This is a genomic window from Arthrobacter ramosus, from assembly GCF_039535095.1.
Taxonomy (GTDB): Bacteria; Actinomycetota; Actinomycetes; order Actinomycetales; family Micrococcaceae; genus Arthrobacter; species Arthrobacter ramosus.
On sequence record NZ_BAAAWN010000001.1, the window covers coordinates 130727 to 151572 of the forward strand.

At 63.3% G+C, this 20846-nt stretch carries 20 protein-coding genes, 1 pseudogene and 2 riboswitches; of the genes and pseudogenes, 5 read left to right on the top strand and 16 right to left on the bottom strand.

Features of this window, described 5'->3' with window-relative positions:
• Position 1 precedes the first annotated feature (1 nt).
• Positions 2-484, bottom strand: a complete 483-nt coding sequence (locus ABD742_RS00660; protein ID WP_234751035.1) for a cupin domain-containing protein — start codon at positions 482-484, stop codon at positions 2-4.
• Positions 485-517: 33 nt separating this feature from the next.
• A complete protein-coding gene (locus tag ABD742_RS00665; RefSeq protein ID WP_234751036.1) occupies positions 518-1375 on the bottom strand; it encodes a fumarylacetoacetate hydrolase family protein in 858 nt (285 codons plus the stop codon).
• Between the two features lie 156 nt (positions 1376-1531).
• Here ABD742_RS00665 and ABD742_RS00670 point away from each other — a divergent pair, with 156 nt between their 5' ends.
• On the top strand, positions 1532-1930 hold the full coding sequence (locus ABD742_RS00670; protein WP_234751037.1) for a RidA family protein: 399 nt from the start codon (positions 1532-1534) through the stop codon (positions 1928-1930).
• 245 nt (positions 1931-2175) lie between these two features.
• Here the strand turns inward: ABD742_RS00670 and ABD742_RS00675 are convergent, their stop codons facing one another.
• The 10 genes and pseudogenes from ABD742_RS00675 to ABD742_RS00715 form a co-directional block, all read right to left on the bottom strand.
• On the bottom strand, positions 2176-3306 hold the full coding sequence (locus tag ABD742_RS00675) for a M20 family metallopeptidase (protein WP_234751038.1): 1131 nt from the start codon (positions 3304-3306) through the stop codon (positions 2176-2178).
• An 80-nt stretch (positions 3307-3386) separates the two neighbouring features.
• Positions 3387-4406 carry a succinylglutamate desuccinylase/aspartoacylase family protein gene (locus ABD742_RS00680; protein ID WP_234751039.1) on the bottom strand — a complete coding sequence of 340 codons (1020 nt, stop codon included), beginning with the start codon at positions 4404-4406 and terminating at the stop codon, positions 3387-3389.
• 23 nt (positions 4407-4429) lie between these two features.
• Positions 4430-5983 carry a sugar ABC transporter ATP-binding protein gene (locus tag ABD742_RS00685; protein ID WP_234751040.1) on the bottom strand — a complete coding sequence of 518 codons (1554 nt, stop codon included), beginning with the start codon at positions 5981-5983 and terminating at the stop codon, positions 4430-4432.
• An 8-nt stretch (positions 5984-5991) separates the two neighbouring features.
• Positions 5992-7146 (bottom strand): sugar ABC transporter substrate-binding protein, encoded by a 1155-nt coding sequence (locus tag ABD742_RS00690; protein ID WP_234751041.1) that lies wholly within the window; start codon positions 7144-7146, stop codon positions 5992-5994.
• 51 nt (positions 7147-7197) lie between these two features.
• Positions 7198-8286: an ABC transporter permease gene (locus ABD742_RS00695; RefSeq protein ID WP_234751042.1), complete on the bottom strand. Its 1089-nt coding sequence runs from the start codon at positions 8284-8286 to the stop codon at positions 7198-7200.
• A 155-nt stretch (positions 8287-8441) separates the two neighbouring features.
• Complete coding sequence (locus ABD742_RS00700) at positions 8442-9266, bottom strand: Lrp/AsnC family transcriptional regulator (protein ID WP_234751043.1); 825 nt, start codon at positions 9264-9266, stop codon at positions 8442-8444.
• A 57-nt stretch (positions 9267-9323) separates the two neighbouring features.
• Positions 9324-9467 (bottom strand): annotated as a pseudogene (locus ABD742_RS24260) (AsnC family protein); the annotation flags it as partial.
• A 140-nt stretch (positions 9468-9607) separates the two neighbouring features.
• Positions 9608-10492, bottom strand: coding sequence for a PaaX family transcriptional regulator (locus ABD742_RS00705; RefSeq protein WP_344786876.1), 885 nt, complete (start codon positions 10490-10492; stop codon positions 9608-9610).
• A gap of 3 nt (positions 10493-10495) precedes the next feature.
• Positions 10496-10942 (bottom strand): acyl-CoA thioesterase, encoded by a 447-nt coding sequence (locus ABD742_RS00710; protein ID WP_234751045.1) that lies wholly within the window; start codon positions 10940-10942, stop codon positions 10496-10498.
• A 212-nt stretch (positions 10943-11154) separates the two neighbouring features.
• Positions 11155-14553, bottom strand: a complete 3399-nt coding sequence (locus ABD742_RS00715) for a DEAD/DEAH box helicase (RefSeq protein ID WP_234751046.1) — start codon at positions 14551-14553, stop codon at positions 11155-11157.
• 32 nt (positions 14554-14585) lie between these two features.
• Between ABD742_RS00715 and ABD742_RS00720 the strand changes: the two genes are divergently transcribed.
• Entirely contained in the window at positions 14586-14813 is a 228-nt protein-coding gene (locus tag ABD742_RS00720; protein ID WP_344786880.1) for a hypothetical protein, read from the top strand.
• A 75-nt stretch (positions 14814-14888) separates the two neighbouring features.
• On the top strand, positions 14889-15737 hold the full coding sequence (locus ABD742_RS00725; RefSeq protein WP_234751048.1) for a DMP19 family protein: 849 nt from the start codon (positions 14889-14891) through the stop codon (positions 15735-15737).
• Positions 15738-15882: 145 nt separating this feature from the next.
• Here the strand turns inward: ABD742_RS00725 and ABD742_RS00730 are convergent, their stop codons facing one another.
• Positions 15883-16455 (bottom strand): COG4315 family predicted lipoprotein, encoded by a 573-nt coding sequence (locus ABD742_RS00730; protein WP_234751049.1) that lies wholly within the window; start codon positions 16453-16455, stop codon positions 15883-15885.
• Positions 16456-16609: 154 nt separating this feature from the next.
• Between ABD742_RS00730 and ABD742_RS00735 the strand changes: the two genes are divergently transcribed.
• Both ABD742_RS00735 and ABD742_RS00740 read left to right on the top strand, forming a co-directional pair.
• The gene (locus ABD742_RS00735; protein ID WP_059389901.1) at positions 16610-17110 is read left to right on the top strand and encodes a sigma-70 family RNA polymerase sigma factor; all 501 of its coding nucleotides are present in this window, start codon (positions 16610-16612) and stop codon (positions 17108-17110) included.
• Complete coding sequence (locus ABD742_RS00740) at positions 17107-17814, top strand: anti-sigma factor (protein ID WP_234751050.1); 708 nt, start codon at positions 17107-17109, stop codon at positions 17812-17814. The genes ABD742_RS00735 and ABD742_RS00740 overlap by 4 nt, the downstream gene beginning before the upstream one ends.
• A 34-nt stretch (positions 17815-17848) precedes the next feature.
• Here ABD742_RS00740 and ABD742_RS00745 read toward each other — a convergent pair whose 3' ends face one another.
• From ABD742_RS00745 to ABD742_RS00755, 3 genes are all read right to left on the bottom strand, one after another.
• Complete coding sequence (locus tag ABD742_RS00745; RefSeq protein ID WP_234751051.1) at positions 17849-18664, bottom strand: methylenetetrahydrofolate reductase; 816 nt, start codon at positions 18662-18664, stop codon at positions 17849-17851.
• Positions 18665-18680: 16 nt separating this feature from the next.
• Positions 18681-19706, bottom strand: coding sequence for a lipoyl synthase (gene lipA / locus ABD742_RS00750; protein WP_344786884.1), 1026 nt, complete (start codon positions 19704-19706; stop codon positions 18681-18683).
• Between the two features lie 49 nt (positions 19707-19755).
• A riboswitch (glycine riboswitch) is annotated at positions 19756-19859 on the bottom strand.
• Position 19860: 1 nt separating this feature from the next.
• A riboswitch (glycine riboswitch) is annotated at positions 19861-19959 on the bottom strand.
• Between the two features lie 107 nt (positions 19960-20066).
• Positions 20067-20825, bottom strand: coding sequence for an IclR family transcriptional regulator (locus ABD742_RS00755; RefSeq protein ID WP_234754660.1), 759 nt, complete (start codon positions 20823-20825; stop codon positions 20067-20069).
• Positions 20826-20846: the final 21 nt, after the last annotated feature.

Sequence of the window (20846 nt, forward strand, 5' to 3'; positions counted from 1 at the left end):
ATCAGGCCCTGCGGAAGTCTACGAGGGTCTCGTCGGCAACGTCTTCGAGGTTGACCACGAGGTTCTCCGGGGTGCGCGCAGTCAGCCACACGAGTTCTTCGGTGACGGACATGTTGGCCTCGACATGCGGCATGAACGGCGGGACGAATACCCAGTCGCCCGTCTTCATGTCCAGGAACTCGGAGTAGTTCTCGCCAAAGTAGATGCGGCCGTGGCCTCGGAGCACGTAGCCGCCGGTTTCCGCTTCGCCGTGGTGGTGCGGCAGGGAGCGGTAGCCGGGAACGTTGGAGACCTGCCCGAACCAGATCTTGGTGGCCGGCGTGTGCTGGATGCTGACGCCGGAGACGCGGACACAGTCGCCGGACTGGGCGGTGTTGGTATCTTCTTCACCGGCGCGGGTGACGACCGGCACCACCTTGCCGTCGGCCTGGGCGTAGATGGAGTTGTCGCCTTCGAGGCGGTAGTCGGTAGCGGTTGTGTTCATAGTGGTCACTCCTTTGAAGTGCTTGGTATTGGTCTAGACGTTGGCGGGGACGGGTGCGTGGATTCTGAATTGGTTTTCCAGCCTTCCGATCCCGTCGATTTCGGTGGTGAGCACGTCGCCGTCGTTCAGGAAGCGCGGCGGTGTCATGCCCATCCCCACTCCGCCGGGCGTACCAGTCAGGACAAGGTCTCCGGGCCGCAGGATGGTGAACTGGGAAATGTAGGAAAGGAGTTTCGCCGGTCCGAACACCAAGGTGCTGGTGCTCCCGTGCTGCACGAGCTCACCGTTGACGTAGCCGCGGACCTCAAAGTCGCAGTCCGCTTCGTCCGCGGTCACCATGACCGGGCCTACCGGGGTGGTTCCGTCGAACGCCTTGCCCTGGAACCACTGCAGCGTGCGGTTCTGCCAGTCGCGCATGGAAACGTCGTTGGCGATTGTGTACCCGGCAATTGCCGCGCGGGCTTGGTCCTCGTCCGCGCGGAACAGTTCGGAGCCGACGACGACGGCCAGCTCGGCTTCCCAGTCGACCTTCGCGCTGCCGTGGACATGGATGGTGTCAGCCGGCCCGATAAGGGTGTCCGCGTACTTCGCGAAGAGCGTGGGGTATTCCGGCAGTTCGCGGCCCATCTCCTGGATGTGGTCGCTATAGTTCAGCCCGCAGCAGATGACTTTTCCGGCCCGTGGAAGCAGAGGTGCCAGCTCGCTGGGGGGTGCGGAAACGACTCCCGGTCCAGACGCTGCAACAAACGCTGCTTCCGCCAGGGCGCGCCAGTCCGGGACGGAGAGAAGTGCTCCGACGTCGTTGGCCGGCAGCGGTACGTAACTGTTCCCGCCCATGGCGAGCGCCGCCGTCGTGCCCCCGTCGGCTGTCCGTAAGGTGGCCAGCTTCATGCGTGTTGTCCCTTCGTGTGCTGCCGATTCCTACATTCATTCCGATGTGTCGACTTTTTTACGATCGTCACATATGCTCAACGTAGCACGGCGGGGAATGATCTGCACAGGGATTTTTTAGAACATGTCGCAGCCGCCACCAAGAGGAGGAACAACATGAGCCACAAGACCGTCAATCCCGAGTCGCTCCCAAAGCCGTCGGGCTTTGCGCACGGAGTGCTTGCCGGAAACACGCTGTTCTTGGGTGGTCAGACGGCCCTGGACAAAGCCATGAACATCGTTCCCGGCGGGATCGTAGAACAGTTCACTCAGGCGTTTTCCAATGTGCTGACTACCCTGCGCGAGGCGGGCGGATTACCCGAGGACCTGGTCAGTGTGACCATCTACCTCACCGACGTGGACGACTACATGGCCAACGGCCGTGAGATCGGACGGATCTGGCGCGAAATGGCCGGATCCGAGTATCCCGCCATGGCTGGAATCGGCGTCACGCGGCTTTGGCAGAAGGAAGCTCTCATCGAGATCCAAGGCATCGCGGTCATCCCGGAGCGCTAGCCCAAGGGCGCAGAGCGCCAGGACATGGACGAAAGGCCGACGGGACAACGGTCCCGTCGGCCTTTCGCCGTGGCGAAGACGGTAGTGCGTTGGGCGAGGCCGTTCAACGGAGCGTCTAACGGCCAGCTTGAACAGACCGTCCAGCGCTGCCTTGAACTCGGCTCCCGGTTCGTCGGCCCGAGGGAAGTTCCAGCACTCGATAAGCCGTGAACCCGGTGCCCATGCCGCACGAACCGGAGATTCTGCTAACGCCCGCGGTCGTCGGCTGAATCGATTCGTGATAGCGCGGCGTCCACAACCGTCCAAGCCATCGCGATCGCGCCTTCGATGAGCGCATGATCAGCTCGCTCCGAGGCTGCAGCTTCTGTGAACGCGGACTGATGGTTTGACACAGGCGAGTCACAAATCTTGACGTGCGGATGAAGGCTTGGGACGACTTGGGAGACGGCGCCGAAGTCGGTGGAGGCACGGAATGCGCGAGCTTCGGGATCCTGCGGAAAGCTTCGGCCTAGGGCCTCCGCATTCTGCTGATACAGCGAGGCCAGCCGTGGCGACTGCACAACATTCGGGTATGTCAGTTCCCATTCCAATTCCACTGTGCAGCCGGCCGCGAGGGCTGCCCCCGTGAAGCAGGCCTCGACACGTGGGACCATATCCTCAAGGTCCGCCAGGGTCTGGGCCCTGATCCCGTACACACCCGCGGACCTTCCTGGGATCACGTTGGCAGCAGACCCGGCGTTCGTGACCACACCATGGACTCGGGTGTCGTTGGGGAGCTGCTGGCGAAGCAAACCGACGGCGACCTGCGCGATGGTCGATGCGTCGGCGGCGTTCGCTGCCTCCCATGGCGACGCGGCGGCGTGCGAGCTCTTACCTGAGAACTCGAAGGAGAAACCGGTGCTGGCGAGGAAGCCCGGTGAGGCGTCTTCGAATGGCGCAGGATGAATCATCATGGCCATGTCGGCGCCGATGAATGCACCTTGTTCCAGCATGAGGATCTTGCCGCCGCCGGTCTCCTCTGCCGGGGTGCCCAACACTTCGACCGTGAGATCGAGCTGCTCAGCCACGCCCTTCAGTCCCACAGCCGCAGCGACTGCGCATGCTGCGATCAGGTTGTGGCCGCAGGCGTGGCCGAGCTCTGGCAACGCGTCGTACTCTGCTACGACGATCGCTTTGAAGGAGCCTGCTCCGGCAACTGCGGAGATCGCGGTGTCCAGCCCAAAGGCGCGTTCTGTCACTGTGAATCCGGCTGCGCGCAGCTCGTTCGCGACTTCCCTGCTGGAGTTAAACTCGGCAAAACCGAGTTCGGGCATGCCGTGGATGCGATGGCTGAGGTCGATCGCCTGGTCGCGAAAAGCCTCTATCTCTGCCTGCACTGCCCCTTTAATGGCGTTTCGGAGTTGGGTATTCCTGGTGGCAGATGCCCCTATGGTCTCGGGGATGGCTGCGTTGGCGCTCATACGTCGGCCGCCGCAACGAATCCGACGGCATGGCCTTCGGGCACGGCAAAGGACCCGCCCCCTGGCGCCGTCGTCAGGAAAGCCCACACGAATCCCGTGACGGGCATCTTGACCTCTTCCAACACCGACCCATCCATGCCCACGATGTGCGCAACAACGCTGCCTTGCTCCATAACTGTTCCTGGATCGCAAACCGGGAATAGAACACCTGACTCGCGGGAGGTGAGTACCCCATGGTAGGTGAAACTTCCTTGGAGCCTTTCCATCAACTGGGGTGCAACTGGTTCCTCCAACATTCCTAGCTTGGACATGATGTTGAGGACACCTCGGACACCCGCTTCGTATCCTTGGTGTCCATGCTCGTCGAGCAACTCGACCATCAGCCCCGGAATACCATGTGCTGACGCGGCAGCAGCGGGCTGGCCGTCCACGGACCCCACCTTCTCCGCGGTGCCGTCCTCTGGGTCGGTCATCAGCACCGGGGTGACGCCGAAAGCTTCCGCCATTGCGCGCTGGACTTGGCGGACCTCGGGTGAGGAGCACTGTGCCGCGAACTCCATCGACATGGGCACCGCTGGCTCCGCGTTGTTGTGCAAGTCGATGTAGTGAGTCGCGACATCGAACAGACTGCGGACTTGCGCCCCTATCCGCAGCGTTGGTGATCCGGCTGGGTCGCTGGGCCAGTAGCACGGCATTCCCAGGTGGATGCCGTCCTCGGGAGAGGCGTAGGTCGCCCGGTCGAAAGCAAGGGGATTGGTCACCGGAACTGAGATCAATGTTCCTCGCAGCCTCGCCGGGTCAATGCGCGCGATGAGCTTGAGAAGTGTTCGTGTTCCCGTGATTTCAGTGCCATGCGTGGCTCCAGTGACAAGAAGGACAGGACCAGGCTCCGCCCCGTGCATGATGCTCACCGGCACACTGACTACTTGTCCGGAGGCGGACGTGGTAGCGGTCAGGCGACCGTGTCGCAGTTCCCCTGCGGGTACGTGGAGGGATCCGACCTCGAATACGCTCATTGCGGGATTCCTTAATGTTGGTTTCACGATGTGGCAGGCGTCGCTGTGGAGGCGAGGCAGCGGTGGGTGATGGCATCGGTGGTTAGCTGATCCCCGGTCAGCTCTCCGGAGACGGCCCCGTTCTTGATGACGATGACTCGATGACAAAGATGGGCGAGATCCTCATATTCACTGCTGGCGATCACGACGGAGCAGCCGTCTTGGGCAGCGCGGTTGATCAGGTCAAACAGAGTCTTCTTGGCTCCCACGTCCACGCCGTTGGTCGGTTCGTGGAGGAAGAGAACGTGGGGACGGGTGAGCAGCCACTTCGCAAGGATTAGTTTTTGCTGGTTGCCGCCGCTGAATGAGCTCAGGGGCAGATCGGGCGCCAGCGGCCGCAACCCAACACGGCGCATCGCCTCGATTGCGTCCTTGTGCTCCTCTGAGTAGGCCATGCGACCCGAACGCCAGTAACGCCTCAGGGTGGCCATCGTGAGGTTCTCGGCCGCCGAAGCCGCCATGAGTCCGCTGGAGGTCGCCCGATCTGCGGGGATATATGCCATCCCCATGCTCATGGCACGGCGCGGTCGAAGCCACTTCTGCTCGACTTCCGTGCCTTTGACTTCGACTTTCCCTTCTCCGCGGCTGGCACCGAAGCACAGACCTATGATCTCCTCGAAACCATCTCCCACGAGACCCGTCAGCCCGAGGATCTCTCCGCGGGACGCCACGAATGAGACATCACGCGTTTCTGCTCCGCTGAGATTTGTAGCCCGTAGGACGGGCTCAGTCACGCTCGTATGTTCGGACGGGTAGAGGTTCGTGAGCTCCGTGCCAAGGATGGCCGTTATGAGGTCGTCGGTAGTCGCTGACGCGACGTCCATGGTTGTCACGACTTCTCCTGACCTCAGGATGGTCGCCCGATCGCAAACATCCTTCACTTCGTCGAGTCGGTGCGTCACAAACACCACCGAGCTACCGGTGGCCTTGATCCTGCGGAGGACCTCGAATACCTGGTGCACCGCGTCCGCCGGGAGGTAGGCTGTGGGTTCGTCCAGGACGAGCACACCCCTTTCTTCGCCGCTTATGGACTCGATGCCCCTGATGATCGACAGCATGGCCCGCTCTACTGCGGACAGGCGTCCGACCACCGCGTCGGGCGAGAGCCCGAGCCCATACCGTCGGAGGGTCTCCTCGGTATAGGACCGTTGGGCGCGCCAGTTGATCCTTCCCCACTGTGTTCGGTAACGGCCTAGCCCTAGCGTCTCCATGACGGTGGATGAAAGGACCAGGCCGAGATCCTGGTGCACAAATCCAAGCTTCAGGCGTTCTGCCGTCTTAGGGTCGATCGGGAGTCCCTCCGACCGGCCGGACACCGTGACGCGGGGAGCATTGTCTGCCGCGTAGCCCCCATCCGGAGCGATCTGGCCGGCGAGGAGTTTGATCAGTGTGGACTTGCCTGAGCCATTCTCGCCCAGGAGGGCATGGATCTCACCGGACACGATGTTGAGATATGCCTCCTTGAGGACGGGACGGGCGCCGTAGGACTTAGTGAGATGCTCGGCCCGGAGCAGGGGCTCCTGGTTCGTTGAGTTCATGGTACTTATCACCCTTGCCAGAGCCGGGTGTAGAAGGTACGGAAATCGAACGAGCCGTACCAGTCGCCGGACTTCTTCGCGAGGTCGATCGTGTCGATGTTGGCCCGCGTAAATGTCCGGTTCGGGACCTGCTCGTCTGCAACCGCATCCTCGCCTGCGATCGCGCGCATCGCCTGGTCAACCGCCGCCCACCCCATTTGGTAGAGGTTTGTCCCTACTGTCGCCGCCTCCGGGTCCGCCTTGTCCTGGAGCCCGCTCAGCGCCCCGACAATGGCGTTCGAGCCCACCAAGCGGATGTTTCGGCCGGCGAGCCCGGTGATCGACGGCTTGATCGCCAGATTCATGTCGTCGACGAGGCTCACAACGTAGCGGGTTTCTGGATTGCGCTGCAGAAACGCGTTTACCTGCGGTTGCAGGAGGGACGACCAAGCTTCCAAAGGTGCGTCCTGCACGGCGACCTTGGCATCGGGGCACAACTGGGCGAACTGTTTCGTGAACTGGTCGACCACATCGGAACTCGAGGTTCCGAAGCTCGAAGAGCCCAGGTAGAGCACACCTGCGTGGCACGACGAGTCCGCAGCCACGAAGTTGGCCTGCCGTGTGCCCACGTCGTTCGTTGCCGACGCGTAGGCGAATACACCGATATCGGCAAGTTCCTTAGAGACCTTGCCCGGCGCGTCACTGCCGACACTGATCACGGGGATCCCGTGGCTTTTGGCCCCGGTGATGCTCGATGCAACGCTCTTCGGGGGCGTGCCCTGAAGCAGGATGACGTCGACGGATTGGGCAACTGCCTGATCTACGAGGGAAGCGGCCTTCGGAGGATCGCCCTCGCTGTCCGAAACAGTGACGGTGGCACCCGCCGCCGCGGCGCCCTCCTTGACGCCGGCAAGAACGTCCTGGCTGAACGGGAAACTGAGGCCGCTCGCGATGAACCTGATGTTTTTGCCCCGTAAGGAAGTCCCGTTCTTGACCGACGGGATCTTGGGGCTAGCGGTCACGGGCGCAATGTCGAGGGCTAGCGCCTTGGTGGCGACGCTTTCGGGGTTTGAGGTCCCCGCGGCGGCATTTGTGGTCTCACTCGCCCTTTGACAGCCCGTCATGCCCAGGAGCGCAACGGAAATCACGATGGGCAGGATGGCTGCACGTTTCTGTCTCATCATTTGAAATCACCTAAATTTGTTTGGGTCGAGAACGACATTGTTCTTGGATGCTTATGCGCGAATTGTTCGGCCGTTGCGGCGGGCCGCAAACGTTGAGAGGGCGACTCCCAGGATCAGAGCCATGCCGTAGAACACCTGCGTCACCCAGCCGGCCAGTCCCAGGAGCTGGAGCCCGGTGATGCCGGTTGCTAGGAAGTATGTCGCGACCGCCGTTCCTAAGATGTTGAAACGGCCGGGCGTGAAACTGGTGGATCCGAGCATCGCGGCCGCGAACGGTGCGAGCGCGTAGCTGGTACCAACGTTTGGGTCAGCCGAGCCGAGCACTCCGGTAAGCAGAACTGCGGCCACCGCGCCAAGAAGGCTGGATACGATAAGGGACCCGGCTCGGATCGCGTCCACTCGAACTCCGGACAGGCGAGCTACCTCTCGCCCGGCACCTGTGAAGTACAGGCTGCGGCCGATGGGCGTGTGCTGGAAGACGTACCACGCCACCACAACCACACCCAAGGCGTAGAAGAAGACGAGCTGGATCCCGCCCACAGTGCTTCGGGCGGCATCGACCAGGTCCACAGAGATGCCGGTGACGGTGAGGTTATTCAGCCCCAAAGCGAAGCCGATGAGCACCGAGGTCATCGCGAGTGTCACAATGAGTGAACTGATCCCGATACGGACGACGAAAAAGGCGTTCACGCATCCGACGACCAACCCAATTGCCAGCGCCACGAGCACTGTCGGCATCAGCGGCCACCTTTGGATGACGTTTAGATACCCCATCGTGACAACCGTGATCACAACTACACCGCTCGACGAGAGATCGAACTCCCCGGCGGCCATGGGAATGGTCACTGCGATTGCCACGATCAGGACCGTGGCCTGCGAACTGAGGAGGTAACCCAAGTTCGAGCCTGAGAGGAAAACTCCGGGCAGGAGCACGCCAAAGGCCACGATCATCAGGGCCCAGGTGATAATCAGCCCGAAGCGCGAACCGATCAGAGCGATCCAATCGTGAGCCCGCAACCTCGGCTCGGCCAGGGGGGCGTCAGCCGTGTTTGCGGGACGGGATGGTCCGTCCTTAACCAGGCCACCGCGAGACGTCGCGGGGGAGGCCGCAGAGTCTTGTCCGATTCGCGTTTGCGCCATTTTGTCACTCCTATGGATCTCACTCAGTGCTTGCGCGTTGTCGCGCTTTAAGAAAAGTCTGAGGTCAACGATCATAAGAGGCAGAAATTTGTTTGAATTCAGCAACAACACGGCCAAAATTGTAGGAAAACGATCCTCGCTCCGGCTGGTTGGGCTCAGTCCGTCCACGGTCGGAGCGGGACGACGCCCGCGGACCGACCATTTTCGCCGAGAAGCCTGCCCATTCGCTTGACGGACCGCAGATCGATAACCCGGTTAGACACAACCACAAAGGGAAACCGCTCAAGCAGGGTTGCCTCTACCGCCTCGATCTCTCCCAGCGAGTGGAGCCAACAGGTCGCCATGAGGTTGTTGGGTCCTGTTGTTGCCGCCGCGACGCGAACTTGAGAGGATCCTGCCAAGGTCCGACACACCTCCTGAAGCCTGTTCGCCGGAACCTTGCCCCAGATTGTTGCCGAGATGGGCCAGCCAAACACTGGCGCGGCAAGATCGCACCTGACTCGCACCACCCCACTGTCAACAAGCCGGCCCACGCGACGCCGGGCGGTCGCCGGGGTCACGCCCGCCTGTGCCCCCAAATCCTGGAAGGCCGTTCGGCCGTCAATCACCAACGCGTCCAGCAGAGAACGATCCACTGGATCTAGCTGCGGCATCTCCCGGCGGTCGAGCGTATCCCGTGAAGTTACTGATGCGAGCCTGCCAACCTGACCGGCGTCCATCGCGCGGAGCCGCCAGCGGCTACCCTCTCCGTACAGTGTGGTTACAATCGATACTTCGACACGGTCAACTCCGGGATAGCTCCCCAGCCGGCTCAATACACTCTCGTGAAGCGAGTAGAGGCTGCTTGAGAACACCGTCATGGAGAGATCGGGCGCGCCCCCCGTGATTTCCAAGGTCGCCACTGAAGGGTCGTTCTGCAGCCTTACGACCAATTTTTCCCGAAGCCGTGGACGGCACCACATCAAGACGAACGCGGTCACGCCAACAGTGTGAAAAGCCGGACCGGGCGTAGCGCTCACCCAAGCGAGCCCGGCTTCGCGCAAGCGGTCCCACCGGCGAGCCAAAGTGATTGGCGCGACGTCCAGCGCCTGGGAGATCAGAGCCCATGGCGCGCGCGGCGCGCGCTGCAGTGACTCCAACAACGCCAAGTCAAGCTCGTCCGGAGCGATGGATTCGTGCACAATTCCTCGACTATTTGAAGGTTGCTTCCCTGATGAGGCGGGACGAGACGACGTGGCGTTGGCCTTGCGAGACCTGTGCGCGAACTTAACAGTCGACTCGGCGGTATGTCAACGTCCGTGTTGCCTCTTGCTGGATCGCACTAGGGTGCCACCAGGCCCGTATTGCCGTGGATGAGTTCGTGTGCGTGGGCTGCCGCGAGGGGCGCGGCAAGGCGATGAACCGCCTGGAACGTCTCGCGAACCACCGGACCGCGCCAGTCCTTCGGGAGGTATTCCAATGGCAGGTTCGGGTCCCGGTACGGGAAGCGGCGCCACAGAGTCAGCATGGGAATGTAGTAACGGAAAGCATCCCGGCGCAGCTGGGCCGTCGAGTTGGCCAGGGCAGCTCCGGGATCATGGCCTACCAGTCCGGCCCAAAGATCTCCGGCCCCTTCGTAGAGATCCAGAAATTCGGCGAATTGCTCGTCGATGGCCTTCAGATCCCACCATTCGGCCACCTTCGGCCGCATGGGGCCCTCAAACAAGTAGTCGCCCCGGAAGAAGTCCACAAACTGAACAAGGCCGCGCGAGGCAAGCCGCTCACGGGCTTGTTCAAGTACTTGGGCCGGTGCGATCCATACCCCCGATGCCACGGACCCAAAACCGAGCCCGGACAGCTCTGACCGCAGTTGGTGCCGGCGGTTCCGCATTGTTTCGGGGACGGAGAACACCGCGAGGACCCAGGATTCCAGCTGGGCGGAGCGATCGGCGGCGAAGATTCTCCGGTCTCCCTCGCGGAAAACATCCAGAACAGTGTCGGACAGTTCGTATTTGGCGACACCGTCCTGGCGGACACTTTTGAGGACACCCTTGGCTTTGAGCCGCGAGACTGAGGAACGGACTCCCGGCGCGTCGTAGCCGAGGTCGCCCAGCATGGAAATCAGCACGGAGACAGGGAGGGCGTCGCTCGAACTACGGCCGTAGAGCCCATACAGGGTGACGATCAGTTGCTGATGGCGCACCGGCGGAGCGGGCATGTCCATCATGGTTCAGAGCCCCGGACTGTTCGGGACCGCTACGCCAGCGGCCTGCCGGATCCGCTCCGGCCATGGCTGGGCCGAGGCTGAGCCCGCTGGGACGTGGGCGGTGGTCAGTGTCCCATGGGCAGCCAGGCCGCCCGGCGAGTTTGGATGCGCGTGGCCGTGGACCTCGAAGGCAAGAGTCATGGACGTACGGCCGACTTTTTGGATCTTCACGGTTGTCGTCACCCGTTGGCCAAACCACAGCTTGGCCGTGTAGTTGACCACTTGCTGCACTCGCGGAGCACTCGGGAAGTACTCCGGAAGCGCCAGATTCCGGAAGAGCTCTGCCTCGGCAGCCTCGACCCAGCGCATGATCGCGGAGTTGTGTTGATGGCCCGACGCGTCAGTGTCCACCCATTCCACAGCCCTGTCGATGCTTGCCTGCGTCTCTGGCTGTGCTTCGCTGCCCTCCATGGTTCCCCCTTCGGCGACGCTGTATTGCTCAGGCCGCCTTCAATTGTATACATCAAGTGACGGCCGTTCGGAACTCGATATGCCGAAGGAGGTGGGCTCAGGACGGAAGCAGCCATATAGCCTCCTGAAACGGTGAGTTAGTCGCTCCCTATTCACATTTGTGGCATCAAAAGTGAATAGCGGCGGTCCTGGTCGTTCCTCAGGTGCGCACCCTACTCCGCGAACAGCCCCGCCAGATCCTCCGCCGTCAGGGCGCCACCAGTCAGGGCATCGCCTTCCATGACGTCCGCGAACAGCTGCGATTTCCTGGTCTTGAGGGCCATGACCTTTTCCTCGATGGTGTCCTTGGCCACCAATCGGTAGACCATGACGTTCCTCGCCTGCCCGATCCTGTGGGTGCGGTCCACGGCCTGCGCTTCGGAGGCGGGGTTCCACCATGGGTCCAGCAGGAACACGTAGTCGGCCTCGGTCAGGTTCAGGCCGAAGCCTCCGGCTTTCAAGGAAATGAGGAACACGGGCGCTGCGCCGTTCTTGAATTCGCTCACGACGTCGGCCCGGTTCCGGGTGCTGCCGTCGAGATAGCAATACTCAATGTTCTCCGCGTCGAGCCGCTCCCGGACCTTGCCCAGGAACCCCGTGAACTGGCTGAAGATGAGGGCCCTGTGCCCCTCGGCAACGATGTCCTCCAGCTGTTCGAACAGCACATCGAGCTTGGACGAGCGCACTGCGGACAGGGACTCGTCCACGAGGGAGACATCCAGGCTGAGCTGCCGCAGCAGTGTGAGCGACTGGAAAATAGTGAAGCGGTTCTTATTGACGTCGTCGATGAGCCCAAGGATTTTCTGCCGCTCACGCTGAAGATGGGTCTGGTACACCTTCTGGTGCCGCGGGTTCAGCACCACTTCCAGCACCTGCTCCTGCTTGGGCGGCAGGTCCTTGATGACTTGCTCTTTGGTGCGGCGCATCATGAGGGGGCGTACCCGACGGCGGAGCTTGGCGAGCTGGGCCTTGTCGCCGTTCTTTTCGACCGGCTTTTGGTAGTATTCCGCGAAGCGGCGCGGGCTGGAGAACAGCCCGGGTGCGACGATCGAAGTCAGCGCCCAGAACTCCATGAGGTTGTTTTCAAGCGGCGTTCCCGTGATGGCCAGCTTGAAGGATGCCGGGAGTTTCCGGGCGCACTGGTACGCCTTGGATTGATGGTTCTTGACGAACTGGGCTTCGTCGAGCATGAGCCCGGCCCATTCCTTGGCTGCGTAGGCCTCGTAGTCGATCCGGAACAGCGCGTAGGAGGTGATGACGACGTCGGTTTCGGCCATGGCCTCTTGCGGATCCGTGCCGCTCTTGGCGAAGGTCTCCCCGACGGTCTTTATGCTCAGGCCGGGCGCGAAGCGTTGGACCTCGGCGGCCCAGTTGCCCACGACGCTGGTAGGCGCGACCACCAAGAAGGGGGCGCTGCCGCCCGCGCCGTCAGCGGCGGATTCAGCCTGCTCCTTCGCCGCGCACATCAAGGCAATCGCCTGCACTGTCTTGCCGAGGCCCATGTCGTCGGCCAGGACGCCGCCCAGGCTGTGCCGGTAGAGGAAACTCAACCAGTTGAAGCCCTCCAACTGGTACGGACGGAGCTCGGCATCAAGCGAGCCCGGCAGCGGTAGCCCGGTCACGCCGTCGTCGAGCAAGCCGCCCACGGCCTCGCGCCATGCGGCCGCTTGCTCGTCCACAATCCCCAATTGCGCGAGCTCATCCCAAAGCCCCGCCTGGAAGCGGCTGATCTGCAGGGTGCCGTGCCGGTCCGGGTTGTCCTGCAAGGACCTGGCCTCGTCGATCAGCGCGCGGAGTTGGTGCAGTTCGGGCAGGTCCAACGAGAAGTAGGCGCCGCTGGGCAGCAACATCCGGCTTTGGCCGGCCGCGAGGGCGGAGAACACCGCGGCGAAGGACACAGGTTCGCTCTCGAGCGTGATGACGATGCCGAGATCGAACCAGTCGCGGCTGTCGGTGGCCTTGGTCGAAATGGAGACGACCGGAGCCTCGGTGGCTTCGCGGTAGTCGGCGATCTCGCCGGAGGTGTCCACGACGACGTCGGGCAGTTCGCGCATCCGGGGCAGTACCTCCTCGGTGAAGGCCAGGGTGTCGAGCCCGTCCAGCGCCACCGAGGCCGCAAGGCGTGGAGCCCCCCATCCGCCGCTCGAGGATTCGCCCAGCGCAGCAACCACATCCCAAGGCCGGCCCAGGGACTCCAGGATCCGGGCTTCGTCGGCGTCGTCGCGGTAGCCGTGGTCGTCCGGGTGCCGCCAGAGGGGCTGGGCCGTCACGAGCTTGCCGGCCTTGTAGTGCCACTCCCAGTGCAGCCGCACCCGGTGGTCGGAGCCGTAGTTCGCCAGCAGGGACAGCGTGGGCACGGCGAGGACCGGCAACTCCACGGAATGGTCCGCTGCCGTGACCCGGGTGGACTGCTTAAGCTTCGGATAGAACGCCGTGAGGAATCGCTCTTCGTCCTTCGCCGGGATCTGGAGCCGGGATGCGCCCATGACAAAATCGAGGAGTTCCTGCGACTCACCGCCCTCCAACGGAGCCAGCGTGATGAGGTTCTCGGGTGCCGATACGCCGGGCAAGTGCCCCTCGCCGGGCCCCGTGAAGAACAAGCCATGCGCCGGGCGCCCAATCAAGCCCAAGGTCGCCGGATCAAGGGCGTCCGCTCCCAAGGTCACCGACGGCGCCAGCTGCAGTCCGTCGTCGGGCCGGCCGCTTTCCAGTCGGCTCAGGTCGAGCCCGACGACGGCGGGCTCCGCAGCGATGCGGACAGGCTCGGTCCCGCCGGAGTGGATGAGCGCGACCCCTATCTTCTCGGCCTCAGCTATGAGGCTCCACAGGTTCTTGCCGGCGAATTCGTTGAGCAGCATCCACATGCTCGAAGTGAGCTGCCGGTAGTCCGAGGTGGAATGCGCGGCCAGGAAGTTCTGCATCCAGTCGATATGGGCTTCGTTGAACTCGCGCTTGTAGCCGAGGTAGTTCAGGTTGGTCCAGGAAACATCGCCCCGGATCCATTTGCCCTTGGCGCCCATCATCACCGGGCGGGCCTTGAGCTGGCGCACGCTGCGGAGCGGATCGCGCCGGCCTGTGTAGGAGAAGTGCGGGGCAGGTTCTTCAACCTCGAACGCCAGTGCCAAGGGGAGGCCTTGGCCTTGCGGGGCGGTTCCCGGGGTGGCGATGAGCTTGCTGAGTGCCTGCTCCCAGGCCGGCCGCTGCACGATTCCCCCAGGCTGGGCCGTCTGTCCGAACGCAGGCGCGCTGAGCAGCTGTGCGCGCACGGCAGGATGGTCTTCGGCGGCGAAGAGAAGGGCGGCCACGTGTTTGCAGTCCTTGCGGACGGGGCAACTGCATACGCCAACGGTGCAGCTCCAGCCGCCGGGCTTGCGGACCAGCTTGGCCGACGTCGAATACGCTGACGGGCCACTGCCCCTGACCTTGCCCATCATCAGACCGGTGGCGGAGTCGAAAGTGATGCTGCTGACCCGGCTTCCCATGGCATAGGCCAAGCCGGCCGCCAGGGAGCGGTCGTTAATGGCGGGTGTCTGAATCGCCAGTTCCCAGGAGTCGTCTGAGTGGGAAGGCATTCGTTGGGGCTACTTTCGGCAGGAGGCTATCTATGAATCCTAGTCCCCGCCTCCTCCCTGACTTCGCTCCGCTCAGCCAGGGAACCCGGGCGGCGTGGGCCCAACGCCTCCTCCCTGACTTCGCTCCGCTCAGCCAGGGAACCCGGGCGGCGTGGGCCCAACGCCTCCTCCCTGACTTCGCTCCGCTCAGCCAGGGAACCCGGGCGGCGTGGGCCCACGGAGCAGCCCTGAAACTTTGCCGGACGTTCACCTCTGCCTAGCTTGCCCGACAACCGCCCCCGCGTACGTTGAAAGGGTCCGGAGCAGCACAAGCTTCCTAGCAGTGAGGAAATCCCATGACCAGCAATGAGAACCCCGTCGTTCTGACGAAGGACAGCATCGAGGCCGACAGCGCCGACGTTGTGGACGCGAACGTCACCGTGGTCAACGAGATGTACGAGGAGCTCCTCAACCATGAGGAAATCGCTACCAATGCTCTGCGCAGCTACTTTGTGGACTACTACCTGACACAAGCACTCGCGGGCGGTTTCGCCCAGTACGTGTTCACGGTCCCGGAACGCGAAGAGGTGGATGCGTTTGTCCGCGAAGGTCTCGAAGGAATGGGCGCCAAAGGCCACCTTGAGCTGTTCAACCGCACCGCCGCAGCTTTCGACGCGCTTTCCGAGGACGACGCCGAGGCCTACCTGGACGGCGATCTTGACGAGTCCGAGGTGGCACCGGAAGCCGTTGCTGAGCTCGAGGCCCTCGACGGCGAATTCGAATCCCTCCTGGAAACCGAAGACATCATCGAACTCAACGCAGCGTGGCTCCGCAGCCAAGCCGGCGTGCTTTACCTGGACGAGGAGCAGCTCAAGGCACACATCGCCGAGCGCGTGGCCCTCATCCCGAACCTCGAAGAGCGCCAGGCCGAGGCCGCCGAAGCGGAACTCGAGAACGCCCCTGAATTCGAGCTCATCATCCGCGAACTGTGCGACGTTGCCGGCTACCAGCTGGAGAAGATCACCATGGGCGATCCCAACTACGAGCACGACGGCGAGACGATCCTCGCCTGGCACTTCACCACGGACCACGGCAACTACATCATGATCGAAGAGGACGACGAAGCCTTCATGATCCACCCGGAGACGAAGGAAATCATCGCGGCCGTCGAGTTCGAAGACGCTGACGAGTTCGAAGACGCCTAAGACGCCCGCTCACCTTTAGGGCCTCTCAGGCGGACGCCCGCTCACTTATGAGGCCTCCAGGACAAACGCTCGCTCAGATCTGCCGGCCGGTCCGGAGAGATCTGAGCGAGCGTTTGCCATTTGGGGTGCAAAGGTGAGCGAGGGTTTAGTAGCCCATGCTGCTCCCGCTTGGGGTGCTGCTCCCGCTTGGGGTGCTGCTGCTTGGGGTCAGCATGGAACCGGACGGGCTGACCAAGGACCAGACACCGCCCACGCCTTGGCCGTATGTGTCACTGGAGTCTTCGTCCTTGGAGTAGAAGTAGATGGGCATGCCGTTGATGGTGATCTGCATCTTGCCGTCTGCTGTGGGGATGGTGCCTATGGTTCCGCTCACCCCGTCAACCGCCGGCATGGTCGACGTCGTTGTCACGGCAGGCCAGTTTGTAGCGCAACCGCCGGTGCAGGCGCTCTTTCCGGAGTCCTTGACGTCCTTCGAGAAGATGTAGACGCTCTTGCCGTTCGCCGCAACCACGCGCTCGCCGACGCTCGACGACGCCGTCTTCAGTTCCGCCGCGCCAGCAGGCGTGCTCGACGCCGGAGCGCTTGAACTCGCCGACGCCGCGGAGCTGGGGGTGGTGGCGCTCGACGACGTGGAAGACGCGCCGGGGCTTCCTCCACAGCCAGTGAGGGCGATGGCCAGGGCAAGAATGCCGAGCCCGGTGCCGAGTTGCTTCTTCATGGTTTGCTCCTTCGCTTGCACCGGCCGTGGACGTGCCGGAAGCTAACCCGTACGACGCCGCCGGGTGAAGAATGGTTCACAGGGCTTGAACCTTTTTCGTGGCGGGCACGTCGTATCGCAGGAGAAGGGGAAGCCGAGCACCAAGGAGGCGCCGATGCCGCTCGACGAGGATGTGGTGGCCGCGATCTACCGCGACCACGGCACAGCCTTGCGCCGCTTCGTGCTGAGCTGCACGCCGGACGCCCACCTGGCTGAAGACGTGGTGCAGGAAACCATCCTTCGCGTGTGGCAGCACGCCCCGCAGATCACCGGCAGCCTGCGCAGCTATTTGTTCCGCACTGCCCGCAATGTCATCATCGACAACTACCGCAAGGCCCAGCGGCGCCCGGCAGAGGCTGCCGAACGCGACATGGCGGACCCGGAGGAGGCCACCGAGCGAGTGGACGAACTCCTCAACCGGGTCCTTATGGAGGAGGCGCTCCTGCGGCTCAGCACCGAACACCGGGAGGTCCTGGTAGCCCTGCATTACGAACGTTTCACGGTGAACGAGGCCGCGCTGAGACTCAACATCCCCAGCGGTACGGTGAAATCGCGGGCCTTCTACGCCGTCAGGGCGCTTCGCACGATTCTCGACGAAATGGGGGTGCAGCGGTGAACGAAACCGGACTTCACCAATTGCTGGGCGCCTACTTGCTCGGCGGCCTCGAGCCCGCGGAGGCCCGGCTTTTCGAGGAGCACTTGGCAAGCTGCGCTGATTGCCGGCTCGAACTGGGGGAGCTGGAGAGCCTCCCGGCCCTGCTCGACGCCGTCCCCGTGCCCGACGCCGTCGCGGTCGCCGCCGGGCGACCCGCCGTCGAACCCTCCGCCGCAGTTCCGTCCGACGCCCGCTCACTTTTGGGGGCTTTTTCAGAAACGCTCCCGCAGCCGATTCTCTTGAAAATGGCAGCACGGCGGCGGAAATCCCGACGCCGGTGGGTGGCTCTGGTGGGTGCCGTAGCCGCCGCATGCCTTGGGTTGGGCATACTGGCGGGGCCCGTGTTGAACCAGCCGCCCAAGCCTGACGCCAGCTATTCGCTGCAGACAGACAACGGCCTGCAGCTCACGGTGGGGCTCGTCAGGAAGGCGTGGGGGACCGAGCTGCAACTGGAAGGCCGCAGCATGCCGGCGCAAGGCACGATGTACCTGTGGGTCAAGGGCCGCGACGGCACGGAGGAAATGGCTTGCGGTTGGACCGCGACGTCCAGCGGCCACATCAAGGTCACGGGCGCGACGCCGGTCCAGCTCGCCGGGATTTCGGGCGTGGAACTGCGCGATGACAACCAAAAGACGGTCGCGGTGATTTCGGTCCCGGGGAGCTAGGGGTCCCCAGGACCTAGGCGGTCAGCGTACGCGGCTACGCTGATGCGGCTTCGCTGGCCGCAGGATCGGGCAGATCGCCTCGTTCCCAGGTGGGCATGTCCAGTCGGTTGAAACTGTAGAGATGGATTCCAGAGACACCATCCGGGTGCGCCATGAGTTCGGAAACCAGGCCTTCCGGTGAGTACTTGTCCACGCCTAGAAGCTTGCGGGCAAGGGTGGTTCCTTTGTTACTGAGGAACTTCAGGGATGTCCCGACGCCGATCTGGGTCGCGAGCGCCAGCAGTTTTGTCCGCGGAACGGCCCCGGCAACACCGGCCCACACTGGCAGGTCGACCCCTTCGCGGCGCAGGAGTGCTGCGTAATCGAGGACCTTCGGGGCGGAGAAGCACATTTGCGTGACAACGTGCGTGGCCAAATGTTGTTTGGCCAACAGGGCATCCAGCAAGTCCAGTCCGCTCACGGAAGGGTGCCCCTCGGGGTAACCGGCGATGCCCGCGGTGATGCTACCGCCGGAGTACTCGGCGATGTCCGCCAAGAGGGGAAGGCTCGATCGATAGGGGCCGGCAGCTTGCGCACCGTCTCCACCGATGGCGAAGACCTCCGCGATCCCGGCGGCCCCGCAGTCCCGGAGGATGCCGGAAAGCTGCGCCCGGTGCTCCAGCCCGCGCGCCGAGAGGTGCGGAATCACGTTGTAGCCCAGAAGGCTGAGCTTGATGGAAGCCTCCATGGTCCGTGCGATGCCGTGATGGGGCAGGCAGGTAACGGTGAGCGCAGTGGAAAGCGGCACAGCGGCCTGGACTTTCTCAACGATTCCGTCCGAGGGAATGATTTCAATCCGGGTGGGGAACATGCTGGCTCCTTGCGGATCAGGCCGTCGTGTGGTGTGCGAGGAGGGTGCGGGCTTCCTGGCGGGTGGTGCCGGAGTCCTGGATGCCTTCGGCGATGTGGGCCAGGTGGGCGGGGATTTCGCGGCCTTTCTTGCGCATCGCGGTGGCCCAGAGGCGTCCGGCGCGGTAGGAGGAGCGGACCAGGGGGCCGGACATGACGCCGAGGAAGCCGGTTTCCTCGGCTTCGGTGGCGAGTTCGACGAATTCCTGGGGTTTGACCCAGCGGTCCACGGGCAGGTGCCGTTCGGAGGGGCGCAGGTACTGGGTGATGGTGATCAGGTCACAGCCGGCGGCGCGCAGGTCGGTAAGGGCTTCGGAGATCTCTTCCCGGGTTTCGCCCATGCCCAGGATCAGGTTGGATTTGGTGACCATGCCGGCGGCCCGGCCCTGGGTGATGACGTCCAGGGAGCGGTCGTAGCGGAACGCGGGGCGGATGCGCTTGAAGATCCGGGGCACGGTTTCGACGTTGTGCGCGAAGACCTCCGGGTTCGAGTCGCAGATCGCCTGGATGTGTTCGGGTTTGCCGGAGAAGTCGGGGATGAGCAGTTCGACGCCGGTGCCGGGGTTCAGTTCGTGGATCTTGCGGACGGTTTCGGCGTAGAGCCAGACGCCTTCGTCTGCCAGGTCGTCGCGGGCGACGCCGGTGACGGTGGCGTAGCGCAGGGCCATGGCCTGGACGGAGCGGGCGACCTTGGTGGGTTCGAACATGTCCACGGGGGAGGGTTTGCCGGTGTCGATCTGGCAGAAGTCGCAGCGGCGGGTGCATTCGGAGCCGCCGATCAGGAAGGTCGCTTCCTTGTCTTCCGAGCACTCGAAGATGTTCGGGCAGCCGGCTTCCTCGCAGACGGTGTGCAGGCCTTCTTTTTTCACGAGGTTCTTCAGGCCCACGAATTCCGGGCCCATCTGGACCTTGGCCTTGATCCACTCGGGCTTGCGTTCGACCGGGACGGCTTTGTTGCGTTGTTCAACGCGCAGCAGCTTACGGCCTTCAGGTGCCAGGGTCATGAGGAACTCCATAATTCAGGTGGCGCGGACGCACCACGATGATTCGGTTCCTCCCCGCTCTGTATTGGACCTGAGAGTTTCCGCGTCTCCGCCTCTCGGCTGGACGCTTGCACCGTCGGTGAGTCCGGTTGCCCGGGCTGCTTTCCAGAGTTGCCTTGCCGCGGCGGTACATGGGCCTGAGAGATTCCTGGGGAGGATTTGCTCCTACGGCGCCTGCTGAAACGTACCGGCAGGGCTCTCCCGCCGCAGATCATAAGCACGTGCCGCCTTTCGGTGACACGTCTCACATGGTATCCGGTGCCTGTGCGGCACGCAAAGAGTGGCTGTCGCAATTGTCGCGGGTTCTGGTTGGCGCAAGGTCTAGCGGGCGCCTTGTGAGGACCATACGGAAGCTCCGAGTTCCCGCGAAATTGTCCACGCGGCGTCGCGGAGTTCGCGGACGGTGGCCTCGCTTGCCGGCCACTCGCTCGCGGAGAGCACTACCGACAAAACGGCGATGACGGTCCCGCTTTCATCGTAGACGGGGGCCGCGATGGAAGCTTCGCCAATCACCGCTTCCTCGTATTCCAACCCGAGCGCGTTCTTGCGCACTTCCTCAAGCTGGGATCGGAGGACTGCGGGGTTGGTAATGGTTTCGCCGGTAAATTCGGCCAGCGGCTTGCTGAGCACGTCGTTTTCGAACTCGGGGTTGTAGGCGAGTAGTACTTTTCCGAGAGCAGAGGCGTGGGCGGGCAGGTTGAGTCCTGTTTCCGGCATTTGCTCTGTGCCGTCTGGGCGGCGGTCGTGATGAATGATCAAAACTTCGCCGAGAAGGTTCACACCCAGTCGCGTCGCGTAACCGGTCCGTCGGGACAACTCGTGCATCCACCGCATCGCGCGGGCCCGGACGTCAAGGGTGTCGAGGTAGACGCTCGAAAGTTTCAGCAGCGCGGGCCCGAGCATGTAGCGGTTTCCGGAGCTTTCCTGGGCGACCAGCCCGTGTGCCTGCAGCGATTTCACGAGTCCGTGGACCGTGGAAGGCGGAAGCTCCAATGCGGCGGCCAGTTCGGAGATTCCAAGGCGCCTGGCGCCCTGAAGGAGCCCGAGGATTTTGGCCGCTCGGTCAATCGACTGGATCACAGCTCCACTCTCCCATCATCA

Excerpts from the sequence above, each read along its gene's own strand:
- ABD742_RS00660 (WP_234751035.1), bottom strand. The coding sequence starts at position 484 with ATGAACACAACCGCTACCGACTACCGCCTCGAAGGCGACAACTCCATC.
- ABD742_RS00665 (WP_234751036.1), bottom strand. The coding sequence starts at position 1,375 with ATGAAGCTGGCCACCTTACGGACAGCCGACGGGGGCACGACGGCGGCG.
- ABD742_RS00670 (WP_234751037.1), top strand. The coding sequence starts at position 1,532 with ATGAGCCACAAGACCGTCAATCCCGAGTCGCTCCCAAAGCCGTCGGGC.
- ABD742_RS00680 (WP_234751039.1), bottom strand. The coding sequence starts at position 4,406 with ATGAGCGTATTCGAGGTCGGATCCCTCCACGTACCCGCAGGGGAACTG.
- ABD742_RS00685 (WP_234751040.1), bottom strand. The coding sequence starts at position 5,983 with ATGAACTCAACGAACCAGGAGCCCCTGCTCCGGGCCGAGCATCTCACT.
- ABD742_RS00690 (WP_234751041.1), bottom strand. The coding sequence starts at position 7,146 with ATGATGAGACAGAAACGTGCAGCCATCCTGCCCATCGTGATTTCCGTT.
- ABD742_RS00695 (WP_234751042.1), bottom strand. The coding sequence starts at position 8,286 with ATGGCGCAAACGCGAATCGGACAAGACTCTGCGGCCTCCCCCGCGACG.
- ABD742_RS00705 (WP_344786876.1), bottom strand. The coding sequence starts at position 10,492 with ATGATGGACATGCCCGCTCCGCCGGTGCGCCATCAGCAACTGATCGTC.
- ABD742_RS00710 (WP_234751045.1), bottom strand. The coding sequence starts at position 10,942 with ATGGAGGGCAGCGAAGCACAGCCAGAGACGCAGGCAAGCATCGACAGG.
- ABD742_RS00715 (WP_234751046.1), bottom strand. The coding sequence starts at position 14,553 with ATGCCTTCCCACTCAGACGACTCCTGGGAACTGGCGATTCAGACACCC.
- ABD742_RS00720 (WP_344786880.1), top strand. The coding sequence starts at position 14,586 with ATGAATCCTAGTCCCCGCCTCCTCCCTGACTTCGCTCCGCTCAGCCAG.
- ABD742_RS00725 (WP_234751048.1), top strand. The coding sequence starts at position 14,889 with ATGACCAGCAATGAGAACCCCGTCGTTCTGACGAAGGACAGCATCGAG.
- ABD742_RS00730 (WP_234751049.1), bottom strand. The coding sequence starts at position 16,455 with ATGAAGAAGCAACTCGGCACCGGGCTCGGCATTCTTGCCCTGGCCATC.
- ABD742_RS00735 (WP_059389901.1), top strand. The coding sequence starts at position 16,610 with ATGCCGCTCGACGAGGATGTGGTGGCCGCGATCTACCGCGACCACGGC.
- ABD742_RS00745 (WP_234751051.1), bottom strand. The coding sequence starts at position 18,664 with ATGTTCCCCACCCGGATTGAAATCATTCCCTCGGACGGAATCGTTGAG.
- lipA (WP_344786884.1), bottom strand. The coding sequence starts at position 19,706 with ATGACCCTGGCACCTGAAGGCCGTAAGCTGCTGCGCGTTGAACAACGC.